The sequence below is a fragment of the Oligoflexia bacterium genome (genome assembly GCA_034439615.1).
In the GTDB taxonomy this organism is placed as follows: domain Bacteria; phylum Bdellovibrionota; class Bdellovibrionia; order JABDDW01; family JABDDW01; genus JAWXAT01.
In genome coordinates this window covers 139139-152829 of sequence record JAWXAT010000003.1, presented here as the reverse complement: position 1 = coordinate 152829, position 13691 = coordinate 139139, and the positions used below count along the sequence as shown (strand labels likewise).

13 protein-coding genes and 1 pseudogene are annotated in these 13691 nt (G+C 40.6%); 6 read left to right on the top strand and 8 right to left on the bottom strand.

Annotated elements, in window-relative coordinates; all coding sequences use genetic code 11:
• Both SGI74_01080 and nadA read right to left on the bottom strand, forming a co-directional pair.
• A partial coding sequence (locus tag SGI74_01080; protein MDZ4676074.1) for a DEAD/DEAH box helicase occupies nt 1-1240 on the bottom strand: 1240 nt, incomplete at its 3' end.
• Between the two features lie 128 nt (nt 1241-1368).
• Nucleotides 1369-2481, bottom strand: coding sequence for a quinolinate synthase NadA (nadA, locus tag SGI74_01075; protein ID MDZ4676073.1), 1113 nt, complete (start codon nt 2479-2481; stop codon nt 1369-1371).
• A gap of 97 nt (nt 2482-2578) precedes the next feature.
• On the opposite strand from nadA, the pseudogene SGI74_01070 reads away from it, so the two are divergent.
• Nucleotides 2579-3217: pseudogene (locus tag SGI74_01070) on the top strand (FAD-dependent oxidoreductase).
• A gap of 62 nt (nt 3218-3279) precedes the next feature.
• On the opposite strand, the gene SGI74_01065 reads toward SGI74_01070, so the two are convergent.
• Both SGI74_01065 and SGI74_01060 read right to left on the bottom strand, forming a co-directional pair.
• Nucleotides 3280-5409 (bottom strand): M48 family metalloprotease, encoded by a 2130-nt coding sequence (locus SGI74_01065; protein MDZ4676072.1) that lies wholly within the window; start codon nt 5407-5409, stop codon nt 3280-3282.
• Nucleotides 5410-5558: 149 nt separating this feature from the next.
• The gene (locus SGI74_01060) at nt 5559-6350 is read right to left on the bottom strand and encodes an alpha/beta hydrolase (protein MDZ4676071.1); all 792 of its coding nucleotides are present in this window, start codon (nt 6348-6350) and stop codon (nt 5559-5561) included.
• A 55-nt stretch (nt 6351-6405) separates the two neighbouring features.
• Here SGI74_01060 and SGI74_01055 point away from each other — a divergent pair, with 55 nt between their 5' ends.
• The 4 genes from SGI74_01055 (at nt 6406) to SGI74_01040 (ending at nt 9427) form a co-directional block, all read left to right on the top strand.
• On the top strand, nt 6406-7695 hold the full coding sequence (locus SGI74_01055) for a CCA tRNA nucleotidyltransferase (protein ID MDZ4676070.1): 1290 nt from the start codon (nt 6406-6408) through the stop codon (nt 7693-7695).
• 132 nt (nt 7696-7827) lie between these two features.
• Nucleotides 7828-8520: a hypothetical protein gene (locus SGI74_01050; GenBank protein ID MDZ4676069.1), complete on the top strand. Its 693-nt coding sequence runs from the start codon at nt 7828-7830 to the stop codon at nt 8518-8520.
• A gap of 243 nt (nt 8521-8763) precedes the next feature.
• A complete protein-coding gene (locus SGI74_01045; protein MDZ4676068.1) occupies nt 8764-9102 on the top strand; it encodes a hypothetical protein in 339 nt (112 codons plus the stop codon).
• 73 nt (nt 9103-9175) lie between these two features.
• A complete protein-coding gene (locus SGI74_01040; GenBank protein ID MDZ4676067.1) occupies nt 9176-9427 on the top strand; it encodes a twin-arginine translocase TatA/TatE family subunit in 252 nt (83 codons plus the stop codon).
• Here SGI74_01040 and SGI74_01035 read toward each other — a convergent pair.
• Nucleotides 9424-9936: a hypothetical protein gene (locus tag SGI74_01035; GenBank protein ID MDZ4676066.1), complete on the bottom strand. Its 513-nt coding sequence runs from the start codon at nt 9934-9936 to the stop codon at nt 9424-9426. The genes SGI74_01040 and SGI74_01035 overlap by 4 nt on opposite strands.
• A gap of 225 nt (nt 9937-10161) precedes the next feature.
• A complete protein-coding gene (locus tag SGI74_01030; GenBank protein MDZ4676065.1) occupies nt 10162-11202 on the bottom strand; it encodes a hypothetical protein in 1041 nt (346 codons plus the stop codon).
• Nucleotides 11203-11583: 381 nt separating this feature from the next.
• On the opposite strand from SGI74_01030, the gene SGI74_01025 reads away from it, so the two are divergent.
• Nucleotides 11584-11820, top strand: a complete 237-nt coding sequence (locus tag SGI74_01025; GenBank protein ID MDZ4676064.1) for a CopG family antitoxin — start codon at nt 11584-11586, stop codon at nt 11818-11820.
• A gap of 70 nt (nt 11821-11890) precedes the next feature.
• On the opposite strand, the gene SGI74_01020 is transcribed toward SGI74_01025, so the two are convergent.
• Both SGI74_01020 and SGI74_01015 read right to left on the bottom strand, forming a co-directional pair.
• Nucleotides 11891-12826, bottom strand: coding sequence for a transketolase C-terminal domain-containing protein (locus tag SGI74_01020; protein MDZ4676063.1), 936 nt, complete (start codon nt 12824-12826; stop codon nt 11891-11893).
• Nucleotides 12827-12828: 2 nt separating this feature from the next.
• Nucleotides 12829-13650, bottom strand: a complete 822-nt coding sequence (locus SGI74_01015) for a transketolase (GenBank protein ID MDZ4676062.1) — start codon at nt 13648-13650, stop codon at nt 12829-12831.
• Nucleotides 13651-13691: the final 41 nt, after the last annotated feature.

Below are 13691 nucleotides of genomic sequence, written 5' to 3'. Positions count from 1 at the left end.
GCCGAAGAGCAGGTCGTCGCCCTGCTGATTGCGGGCCTTTATCATCACGCTCAAACTCTGTTGGAAATGGTTTAAATTCTTTGATCAACTCTGATTCTTCAAGCCAATCTACTTTTACTTTATCTTTTAAATAAGCCTCTATACGCCCAAGTGCATCGACATCACGGTCACTAACCATACCTACAGCGCGACCACTTCCACCCGCTCGCCCTGTACGACCTATGCGATGAATATAGCCCTCTGCTTCATCAGGAAGATCATAATTAACGACAAGATCAATTCCTTTAACATCTAGGCCACGAGCGGCAACATCTGTAGCAACGAGGATTTGTTTTTTACCTGAACGAAAAGATTCAAACACACGGTTGCGCTGAGCTTGACTCAAAAGTGAGCTCATCTCCATAGCTTCAATACCATTATTTTTTAGAAATTTTGCGATGCGAGTAACGTTGTGTTTAAAATTACTAAATACGATGCATTGTTTTGGATCAAACTTTTTAAGGAGTGCTAACAAAAACATGGGTTTTTCTTCTTGGCCAACATGCAAGATAGAATGATCAATACCTTCAGCCGTAACTGAATCACGACTCATATTAAATTCAACGGGCTCAGCACCAAATTGATAAGATGTATTTAAAACTTCAAAATTAAGGGTAGCACTGAATAATAAAAACTGTCTGTCTCGTGGCACACGCCTTAAGATAAAAGTCATGTCGTCTTTAAAGCCCATATCAAACATACGATCAGCTTCATCAAAAACAATAGCGGCAACACCGTTAAGATCAAGGTCATGTGATTTATAAAGATCTAAAATTCGGCCAGGTGTTCCGACAACAAACTCAACACCTTGATGAAGTGCTTTTTTCTGATCATCGTACGCGCTGCCACCCACGATGACCACTGAACGCATGCTCGCGTTTTTACCAAATTGAGAAACAGCACCTTCAACTTGTGCAGCAAGTTCACGTGTTGGAACCAAAACTAAAACAAAACTATTTTTCTTCCAATTTGTAGGAACACGCTCGCCTGTTTCACCAGCTCGCAATCTTAAGATGCGATCCATCAAAGGAATAACAAAAGCACCCGTTTTGCCTGTACCTGTTTGTGCAAGGCCTGAGACATCTTTGCCTTTTAGAACTGAGGGTATGACTGCTTCTTGGATAGGTGTACACTCGGTGAAACCAATTGCCGATAACGCTTCTAAAAGTTCGGGTCGTAAATCAAATTCAGCAAACTTCAATGTCGAAACTCGTTTTCTTAGTGATCAATATTCACTCATCATTTCAGCCTTATTTATGCCAGGAACCACCTAAAAAGCCAAATCTTTTTGAATACTTCCCTCAATTCAACCCATGATGGCTTTTTTACTTAGTTAAGGGCCAACATGCGATCAAGGGCTATTTTAGCGTTGAGCTTAATATCTAGGTTTAACTCCACTTTTTCTAAATTTTCTAGATGTTCAAGGGTGTAGCAGAGATTTGACAGATTGATTTGATACATGGTGAGACAAAGACTTCTTTGAAGCTTAAAAACCCGCCGATCCGAAAACATCTGCTGAAGCCTTGTAACTAAGTTCACTTCAGTACCGACAAATACAGTAGATTTTGGCGGTAGCTCGCCTACATATTTCACGATAAATTCTGTACTCCCTGAGGCATCGGCTAAATCAACCACCTCTTTTTCGCACTCAGGATGAACGACCACCTTACAACCCGGAAAAAACTTGCGCACATGTTTAATATCGCGCGCTTTAAATTCCATATGCACCGGACAATGCCCAGCCCACAAGATTACTTTTGCTTGGCGCACTTCTTCTTTTGTTAAACCACCATCTACCTTTTTTGGGTCCCACAAAATCATTTTCTCTAATGGTATTTCTAGTTTTTTACCCGTATTGCGACCTAAATGTTCATCCGGAAAAAAGAAAATCTTCTCTCCTCGTTCATACGCCCATTTATAAATTTTTTCTGCATTTGATGATGTACATACAATGCCGTCACGCTCACCGCAAAACGCTTTGAGATCTGCAGTAGAATTCATATAAGTTACAGGAATTACTTTTTGAGATTTATCTAACCACTGATGAATTGTGGACCACGCTTTTTTGACTTGATCTATATTGGCCATATCAGCCATGGGGCAACCAGCGTCAGGGTCAGGATGATAAACACTTTGGGTTGGTTTACATAATATGGCGGCACTCTCAGCCATGAACCTTACGCCACAAAAAACAATTTGTTTACCGGGTGAATGTGCCGCTTTTTCAGAAAGGCCGTAACTGTCTCCGACATAATCACTTAGCTGTGTGATCTTGGGTCTTTGATAATGATGCCCTAGAATAACAAGGTCTGACCCCGCGCGTTGTTTATGAAAGCGAATGCGCTCTATGAGATGTTCTTCGGAAAATCTCTCGTAATCTTCTAAGGTTGGTAAAACATCATACTGCATAATCGGCCGTAATTTAGCACCAACATCATTCATCTCAAAGCCCAAAAATATTGACAGAACGTATGCGCCAATAGATTATGGGCCCGTACGTTAACTAAGCGATTATCTTGGCTTTAACAAGGGATACCCAATGCCGCGCAAAGATCTAAAATTCAAGCTCACCAAAATTACTGACATCACACCCTCTGTAAAAGAGCTCTACTTGCAGCCCATGGATTCTCCAGGCCTTGAGTTTAAAGCTGGTCAATTTGTAATGCTTCAACTTCCACCTGTTGATGGAAAACCCTCACCTCGCGCTTATTCTATCGCCTCAGCTGAGCAAAATAAAACTGACGTTCGACTGGTTATTAAACATTATGAATTAGGTATTGCTTCAAATTGGGTACGCACCCTTAAAGGTGGCGAAGAAATTCCATTCACCGGACCATTTGGAAAATTTCTTTTAAAAGAACCGCCGGCTGAACAAGTAGTTTTTGTTTGCACAAGTACGGGCCTTGCTCCCTTTTACAGCATGCTCGCCAGTAAAGCACAGACCCTTAAAAATACTGATTTCAAAGTTTTTATGGGTGTGTGGAATGAAAAAGAAATTTTTTACGATAAAGAATTAAAAGAACTTCAAAAAATTCTCCCCAGGTTGCACGTTGATTATGTTTTGGATTCACCTGATGCAAGCTGGAAAGGCTCCAAAGGTCGCGTTACTGAGCCCATTGATAAATTAGATATTAAAAGGCCTACACAATTTTATCTTTGTGGAAATCCTGCCATGATTAAGTCTGTAAAAGAACTATTGCTTGGTAAAGGTTTTCCACTAGCAGATATCCACACAGAATCTTACGGCTGAGTTTTTAATTTTGTCTTGATTGCACCCAATATTGCTTCGCAACTTAAGCGCATAGTCACATCTTGTTTCATAAGAAGTGCTTCAGCTGGAGTTTGATTTTTGATATTATCATCTACTAATTTTGCTTTGGTAATCGGCCCTTTGTGTAGAAGCCCTGATCCAGGTATATCTAATCGACTCTGCAGATCTGTTGGTAATATTGAAGGTTGTCCATCGCGATAAGGTAAAAGCAATTTAATCTGATGAACATCTTCAATGTTTCGGCTGGTATTAATCAAATTTAAATTAAGTATGGCTTGAAGAATCATTTTTTTAGAATCACTTGTGATCTCAGTAGATTTTCCGACCTCAAACAAACGACTACGAAGTTTTTGTGCAAATGAATCTTCTTTACTCAAGCTGTTACGTAATTGAACTTCTAACATATCGGTTTGTCGTAATTGCTCGCTAAATGCATCTTCGGGCATTTGGTCTTTAAAGGACTTAATACTTTGGCGCCTATGAGAAATTAAAGAATTGTAAACATTGATTTTAATTTCACGCATTGCAAGTTGGTACTCTAAAAAATACTTAATACGTGGCACACCCCCAGAGCTTGCAACCTCTCTAACCATGAGATCAAGCAGTGCATTTTGAAGTATTTCAAGGCCCTGAGCTATATCGGCTTTTATTTTTCCTAAAATAATTTTGAACTCGATATCTTTTTCTCCCACTAAGGCAATGTCTATTACTTCAACTTTTTCACGAAGCGTTTGCTCAAAAGTTAAGAGTTTTAAATATTCATGGCCAAAAAGTCGTGTTGAAAATTTATCAAGATTTAGAATCGTGGCCATTCTCAAAATCAATGGCGGATGTGAACCCGAAATCAATTGAGCTCTTACTTGAGGGCCATATTTCATGTAAAATTCAGTAGCCCGTTTAATAGCCAGCTCAAGAACAGCCTCTTGGTGCTCTGATTCAAATTGAATACCAAAAAGCTTCGCAAATGCAGCGGCCACATCTTCGTGTCGCCCCGTAGTGGCACCGCCACGATCAGCAGAAAGTTCATTCTCACGTGAAATCATGTTACCAACATCGTCAGACCAACGTGAAAATTGTTTTATGTCTAATACCTGTGCTGAGTTTTTACTATTTAATGCCGCCCTCATACCTTTTGTGAATTCAACTATATGTGCTGGTCTTTGTGCTCGCTCCACAGCAAGGTCAATAATTTCTAGATAACTATTAAATAACAAGTCACGCTCCTGCTCGGGCATTTTGGCAAAATAAATTTGAATCTGTTGAAGGATTTTTGCAAACTGCCCGTTACTGATAAAGTTTGACGTGAAGAATTTTTCAAACTCAGCTTCAGAATTTGCAATATGTTTTTTACCGACTCCAAATACTTTTTGAGGATTCATAGTTTTAAAGGCAACGCGCTTCATTCTATTTTTAAATAATTCTTCTTTAACGTTAAGCGAAAGACCAGAACCACCCACACCAATCTCGGAAGCTATCGCCGAGAGTAATGTTTCATTCATAAATGAAACGATATTATGTTTAAGCCTGATATGCATGAGTTCATGGGCTAAAACAGTTCGCAATTGATCTGGGGTCATTGAATGTATAAGTCCAGAATGGAGCAATATAAAAATATTATCACTAGATGCACTTACAGTTGCAGCATTAGCGTCACCAGCGACTACGAATACTTTTCGGTTTTGAATAGCTCCATCGCTAAAACCCAGTTCACGGGCCACTTCAATTACAAGTTTATCAATCATCTCATGTTGTGGAGTTGATTTTTCACCTTGTATACCCAACATGTTAATTGAGCCTTGGGCTACGTAGGTTTCAACAGTAGAATCATTGAGCATACTGGCAATTTCAAGTAAGGGCTGCATGAGTGGTTGAGTCATAAAAAATCCGCGAAGATTTCTATCAGTACGAGTTGAAAGCATACTGCTCTGAAGGTTTTGATATTCTTCAGCCAACGCAGGATTATTCATCAATTTTCTAAAAATATTTTCTTCGGCAAAATAGAGTTTTCGATCATCCATTGGGTCAGCTGCAAAGCTCTGTGAAAAGCCGATAGTGAGTGTGAGTAAAAAAACCAAAGTTTGAGACATCATTTTTTGCATCGCTTGTACTCCAATAAAGATTAGAACAAGTACTAGAGCAATGAATGTGCCGCAAACTCAGCTATTTAAACCGCTTTATAATACGTGTGAGATGCCAATATTTTAGCCATTACGACAAAAAGCAGCTTCAAAATGGGCATTAAAATCAGCTAAGCTTGTAAGAATTTTTGCAAAATTTCAATGAATACCAGTCGTTGATCAAAGTGTACCCAATGCCCTGCGCCCGATACTTCTACACCTTTTATAACGTGGTTTTTAGCCTGCATCTTCGTAAATTCCTGCGCTGATAACTCTTCACTTAACTCGCCACGAATTACGAGTGTTGCACACGTTAATTTCTCGAGTTCAAACCATCGATCTTTATTTCGGCCATTTTCTAAAGTTTCAATGATCTTATCCATTCGAATGCGCCATACACCTCGACCTGTTTCATCTTCGACAATATTTGTGTAAAGAAACATTCCAAGTTTTGAGTCGCCAAAATCATTTAATAAATATTGTTTAGCTCTTATTTTATCAGTGAATGGAACAGGAATAGATTTCAAACGCTTTGCTAATTGGCTTCCATTTACTTCCGATTTGCCCGGGCCAATATCTTCAATCACTAATTTTTCAGTCATTTCAGGATACAAGTTTGCAAAACAAAGGGCCGTGCGTCCACCCATGCTGTGACCCACAATACTTGCTTTAGAAATTTTCAACGAATCGAGTAAAAACTTAAGATCCCCCGCATAGTCTTCGGGGGCATACCCTGACTCTGGGGCGAAACTTTTGCCATGAGCTCGCTGGTCATAAACTAAGACTCTATAGTCGCCCTCAAAGTGAGGAATAATCTTTCGCCAGTTAGAGCTCGAACCAGCTAGACCATGTATAAATACGAGCCAGGGCCGATTTTGTGCACCTGAGATCAAATAATGAAAATTTTCCAGCTCCATAAGCATGGATTTTGACACTCCTGAGATGACATCTCAAGGGCTTCTGTTAAAATAAATCATTGTGAATGGCCCGATGACAGAACTTGGCCCTCCGAGGCTGAGTCAAGAATTTCTCGATTACCATGCTGTTGGTATGGTGAAGCACCTTCAAAAGGCAGGCTTTTTAGCTTACCTTGTCGGTGGATGCGTGCGTGATCTACTTTCAGGTCATGTTCCAAAAGATTTTGACATCAGCACAAATGCACTGCCTCAAGAAGTCCGACGATTTTTAAGTTATGCCTTTATTATAGGCCGCAGATTTCGCCTTGTGTTGGTAAAACGCGAAGACAAACAATATGAAGTCGCAACCTTCAGACGCGAACCAAAAGAAAATGAATTTCCAGAAGGAATTCCATTTGGAGATAATATTTTTGGCACTCCCGAACAAGATGCCTTTCGCCGCGACTTCACATGTAACGCGCTTTTTTATGATCCAATATCAAATGAAGTTATTGATTACGTAAATGGTCAAAAAGACATTGAAGATCATGTCATTCGCATGATCGGAGATCCAAAAGTTCGCCTCGTTGAAGATCCTATTCGAATTTTGCGCGCATTACGTTTTGCTCACAAACTTCATTTTCGTATTGAACCAACACTCAGACACCATATTTGTGAACTCTCTGATAATTTAGCACTCTCTGTTTTACCCCGACGTCGTGAAGAGTTTATGAAATTACTCAGGCTTCATGATCCTGCTGCAACTTTTAGAGAAGGGTTTGATTTAAATCTTTGGTCAAAAATTGCACCAGAACTTCACAAGGTTTATGAGAAAGATGAACATGTAGATTTGTTCGAAGAAAAACTGCGCCGCCTTGACTCACGATTAGTTGACCCGTCTGATACAGCACTGTTGTCTGGCACACTTGTTTTGGGTTGGCTACGCGCTTCATCACATAGTTCTAGTGACGATCTCATTAAGACAAGTGATCTTCACCAAAACGAGCGACTTCAAAATTTAGCAAAAGATCAACTGGGCCTTCACAATTGGGAGTTAGGTCGCATCGTCAAAGCTCTTTCACTTCAAAGATTACTTTCATCACCTGATGAATTTCAAAAACGCGGACAACGACGCCGAAATGCTGTGATTTTTTCTGAAGCATTTCCATTAGCAGTTGATCTCGCTCATATCGATGCGGTTTTAGATCCTGAAACTTTAGATTATTGGGATGCACAATTATCTCTCGCGAATGAACAAATTCTTTCTGCTCCACCACCAAAACCACAACGTCATGGCTCACAACAGCATCGCTCTCGACGCAAAGCACCGTCACGTCGAGCCAAAATGCCCCCGCGCCCCAAACCTCGCTAGTCACATTTTCTCGAGCATGAAATTTTTTATTTGAGATCCTCTTAAAGCCATGGAGATTTTTTTTTCGTTGGTACATGACTTGCTCATTTCATTGCCAGATATCCATATAATCTCTTTGAAAGGAGCACTAAAATGAAAAAAATCTTATTAGGATTTTTAATTACCTTCGCTGGAGTAACTACATCTGCAGATGATACTTCAATCGATGCTGCACTGGGGAATTTAGATTCTACAGAGGCACTGACGTTTGGAATAACATCTGATACGGCAGCCGCCCAAGCTTGTACCTGCAAAGAATATAAACGAAGACATAATGGTCTTACATATGTTTTGAATCGCGGGAATCTTGGTAACCAAGAAAGTAATGAAATTAGAAGACAGCTTGAACAAGGTATTCACCTTTATAATCAAGCCCAACAATATTCTAATGATGATCAACAAAACAGATATTGCTCACTGGCTAATCAAGCTGTTGATAATTCATGGCGCCGATGGCAGTCATGGTTAGCACAACGTGGTGTTGATCGTGAAGTATATTGCGATGGTCGCGACGATAATTATGACGACCACCATGACCGTGACAGAGATCGTGATCGTGATCGTGATCGTGACCGTGACCGTGATAACGACGGTTGGAATAATAACTTCCCCAGAAATGGCGATCGCGGTTGTGAACGCAATGCCTGGAGAAATGAACGTCGCGCAGAACGTGCTCTTGCTATGAGGGTTGGTCCACGCGAAATTAGAAAGTACAAAATGTTTCAAACACGATCTGGATGTTACGGATTTGTTTGTAGGCGAGGTTATAGTTGTCAGGTGGAGTAAACCTGATTAGTTTTGTATGATGAAAGAGGCGTCTATGACGCCTCTTTTTTTTGATTGCTGCAAATAAACAACAGTCACCAAATGCTCCTAGACCATCATGGTCCAGTGCCATATTAGCTCTGAAAATCTTAACAATAAATTTATACTATCTTTAATTACGATCTGACAAAATTTTTTACTGGTATATCGCTTGCTCACATCAACACTGGGTAAGTTAAAAAACATTTTATGAAAGGGCCACCAATGAGAAATTTTATTTTGAGTCTTGTAGTTTTACTATCTGCTGCTCCAGCTTTTGCTGGTTACAAAGCCTGCACATGTTTAGAGTTTGAAAGAAGAGCAAACGGACTTGAATACGTTACCGATTATGTTCAGATTAGTTATCAAGAACGAAATGTTATTCAACGTCAACTTCAGCGCGGTTATCAATCATACAGTCAGGTGGACTTTTATTATGACAACCAAGACACACAAAATCGCCTTTGTACTTTAGGTAATCAAGCGGTTGATCCCTCATGGCGCCGATGGCAGTCATGGTTAGCTCAACACGGTGTGGATTACACTCCAAACTGTAGAAATTAGAGATCTTGCGATTTTTCTCAACCTGTGGTCTAAACTCACCAGATTGCTCACTTGAGCACAAGGAGTTTAGACCATGGGTCAATTTAGTTTTTGGCATTTACTTTTAGTTTTAGGAATCGTTCTTATCGTTTTTGGACCAGGTAGACTTCCCGGTCTTGGAGCATCACTAGGTAAAGCGATTCGTGGCTTTAAAGAAGGCCTCAGCGGTCTAAATGATGAAACCAACAGCGAACGCCCCGCTCAAACAACCCGTGAATCTTTGCCACCCACTGATCGCGTTTCTACTGTTCAAAAAGATTCAACTAACAACAAAACAAACTCTTAAAAATAAAAACGGCCACCAATTCCGAAATCAAAATTGATCCATAATCCTGGAGACACGGCTATGCCTGGAGCTAATTCCACATAGATACCAAGCGGCGGTCGCACAGGATACCACTCAATCCCAAACGGGACCCGTGCATAGACTCCTAGATCTGTACTTGAATCTCTCCATCTGCTGGGACGATCTTTATAATAATAACCAGAGCTCCATGAGTAAAATCCCAAACCCACACCCACATAAGGCATTAACTGACTGATGAATTTTGAATTTTCTTTGAATGCACGAGGAAAATGCCAGAGATAATCACCATAAATCAAAGTGTAATAATTTGAAGAAAATGAAATGGCCACATCAAAGGCATCGGTATTATTCACCCAATATTTGCCAGTGATTGCTGTGGGAAAACCAAGTTGAAGGCCTAAACCAAAACGTCCATCACCTGGAGTTTCTTCCGTCTTGGCTTGAAATGAAAGTAAAGAAATACAAAGTACAAGTAATAGTTTTTTCATAATTCAGCACCTCTAAGATCTAGTGATTAACTTGCAGGAGTATAAGTTTAATTAATTTTTGATTTCAATAGAAACGTTTACATAGTGAGTCGGCATCCGCGCCGGCGCGGTTGCGCAGCTTCTCCAGAAAAGCGCCCACGTTTTGCATTACTTCAAAAATCGCAGCCACTATCGAAGAACAAACTCTAAGCTGAGGATTCCGGTCAACCGCTGGCGAATGAGTAGTTAGTACCCACTTGGCCGCCACACCCCAGACTCTAAGCCATTGCTATATATTTCTGTAGGAACCGAAAAATTCTGAGCTGTGGTACCCGCAACTTTCGAAGTCAAATTAACTTGACCGATAACTGCATCGGCCGATTGAGAGCTTTGACTTGGAATAGAATTCCATATGAGCAGTCTATTATTATTTGCGTCGACGGCCATTAATCTTTTTCCATCGACACTTGTTAGGGCAATAGGATTATCAAAACCTAAAGCATTTACAGTTGTTCCAGCATTTGCAGTTATTGAAGAAAAATTTGACTGTCCTAAAACGAGATCCGCCGCCTGTTGAGATACTGTTGGCAGAGAATTCCAAATAAGAATCCGATTATTGAGTCGGTCTCTTACATAAAGTCGTTGGCCATCGAATGCGGTACCCGTGGGATGATTGAACCGCACTCTGGTGCCCGCACTCGCCACGCCGGCCATCGTAGTTTGCCCCACGACAACATCAGCGGGTTGCTGATTCTGTGTTGGTAAAGAGTTCCAAATCAAAACACGGCTATTTTCATAGTCGGTAACAAAGAGTTTATTTTGCGCAATTGTAATTCCGACTGGTGTTTGAAGGCCTTGCGAACCTCCACCGATCGTACCTGTAGTCATATTAGGCTGCCCTAAAACAAGATCAGCTGGCTGCCCATTTTGAGTAGGAATTGAATTCCAAATTAAGACACGGTTGTTTGAGAAATCTGAAACATATAATCTCTGACCATCGCTAACGGCAGAGATAGGACCATTCAAGGTACTTGCAGAAAGACCTGTTCCGCTTGTCGTCATCGTTGATTGACCAAGAACAATGTCCGCACTCTGATTGCCGACGGGGAAACTTTGAAAAATCAGTACACGGTTATTACTAAATTCAGTCACCACAAAATAAGGGGATTTGATGCCATTGACGTTATATTTAATTGCGCCACAGCTTGCTTGGAAAACAGCCAACGAATAAAAGCTTAAAAATAAAAATATCCTAAATTTTTCCAATACAAAGTCAGGATAAGCCATGTGTTATTCATGTCAATCAAATGCTTACCTGGTCGCGCGACAGCTTACAAAGTCTGTCAAATTCCGCGCTGGCGCGGTTGCACCACTTCTCCGGAGGGTTATTGAAAACTCAGGAAACCACATGACTATCGAATAGGACATAATCGCTTGGTAATTAGACTAGGACACTTTCCCTTGGTACCGACACTAAGTATGTAAAAAACTATCGACCTTATCGGTGTTTAGTTGCTAATGTATATACTATGTATTAGTATGTGTAAATGTATTGGAGGAGCTTTGCGATTTGAATGAACATATTATTGCTTATTTTTTGTGAGCGTGACGGAGAAAGCATACGAATTATTTCGGCACGCAAAGTAACTGCAAAGGAGAAGAAAATTTATGAAGAAGGAATATGATCTAAAATCACTCAAGAAACGTCCAGGCCGTGCTAAAGCCTATCCAGAGGCTGAAAAGGTTGCCATCAACATTCGTTTGGATGCCACCGTACTTAACGATATTAAAATTGAAGCTAGCCGAATGGGACTTCCCTACCAAACTTTTATTAATAGCGTACTCCATCGATACGCGACAGGTGAGTTAGTGGATCAAAGATCAAAAAAAGCTTCGGGCGAGTAACTTGATTTCCGCGCTGGCGCGGTTGCGCCACTGCTCCGGAGAAGCTTGGGTTTTATAATATGTTCTACAATTAATTCGCGTTGATATTTGATTTGATCGAGCGTGCTAGGCCTTGAGCATCGAGTCCGTGTTTTTCATACAAACCCTCAGGGCTTCCGCTCTCACCATAGACGTCTTGAACACCGAGGCGTGTAACCCGTGTTCCGATTCCAGCAGAAGATAATGTTTCACAAACTGCGGAACCAAGTCCGCCAATAATATTGTGATCTTCAGCGGTGAATACATGCTTCACTTGTTTTGATAATTTTTGAACAAGTTCAACATCTAAAGGCTTAATGGTGTGAATGTTTACAACACCCACTGACATGCCTTCTTTTTCTAATTGCTTAGCAGCATTGAGTGCATGAGCTGTTAATCCGCCCGTGGCAAACACAACGGCGTCTTTGCCGGATTTTAATTCAACACCGCGACCAAATTGAAATTTATAATCAGCGCCATTTACAGGCTCAAGGTTTTGTCGAGTTAAACGTAAATATACCGGACCTTGATGTTTCATTAAAAACTGCATCATCTGTTTTGTTTCAATATCATCTGCAGGTTGAAGCACTGCCATACCGGGCAATGTGCGCATACAACCAATATCTTCTAATGCCATTTGGCTGTAACCGTCTTCACCGATACCGATACCAGCATGTGTTCCCACTAAACGAACATTGGCGTTACTGTAACCAACTGAAAGTCTGATGGTGTCGAATCTTCCTGTTAAAAAACAACCAAATGAACACAAAAATGGAACTTTTCCTGAAAACGCAAGACCCGCGGCTACGCCGATCATGTTCATTTCAGAAATTCCCATTTGAAAAAAACGTTCAGGAAATTTTTTAGCAAAGCTTTCTGATTTTGTACTCTTGCTTAAATCAGCATCGAGAACCACGACATTTTTAAATTCTTGTCCAAGTTCAGCTAACGACTCACCAAAACTTGCACGTGTTGCTTTACCAGCCATGATCAAGCTCCCAATTCTGCAAGTGCGCGTTTAAGTTCATCAGGATTTGGAGTAACTCCATGCCAGTGATTAACGTTCTCCATAAAACTCACACCCTTACCTTTTGTAGTATGCGCTAATATAAATGTGGGCCTTGAAGTTTCTTTGCGTGCGGTAGCTAATGCTTTTTGAATTTGCTCAACATCATGACCATCGGTTTCAAGAGTATTGAATTTAAAAGCTTTCCATTTATCCATTACAGGATCGATATCCATAATATCTTTTACGGCACCATCAATTTGAAATCGATTTTGATCTAAGATCACAACAAGATTTGAAAGTTTATAATGGCCAATTGAAAGTGCTGCTTCCCAAATTTGCCCCTCTTGCATTTCACCATCACCAATCAAGCAATAAACTCTTGATTTGCGACCATCCATGCGAGCCGCCATTGCATAACCTTGAGCAATAGAGAGTCCTTGCCCGAGCGAACCCGTACTCGCTTCCATTGAATTAAGTTTAACGCGATCAGGGTGACCTTGAAGTCGTGAACCAAGTTTTCTTAAACTCATACATTCTTCTTCAGAAAAATATCCTGCAGCCGCAAGTGATGCGTACACAGCAGGAACTCCATGACCTTTACCCAAAACAAAATGGTCGCGATCAATCCATAGTGGATTTTTAGGATCATGATTCATTTCGTTGAAATAAAGTGTGGTTATAATATCAATAGCGGAAAGACTTCCGCCGGGATGCCCAGAACCTGCTTCAGCTAGCATTTTCAAAATTAGTTTGCGGCTGTCTTTGGCTCGAGCTTGTAATTGACTAGTATTGAGTTTTTGCATGCCTGCATAATATCCAGGTCTCTTACTTCGTCAATGATTTT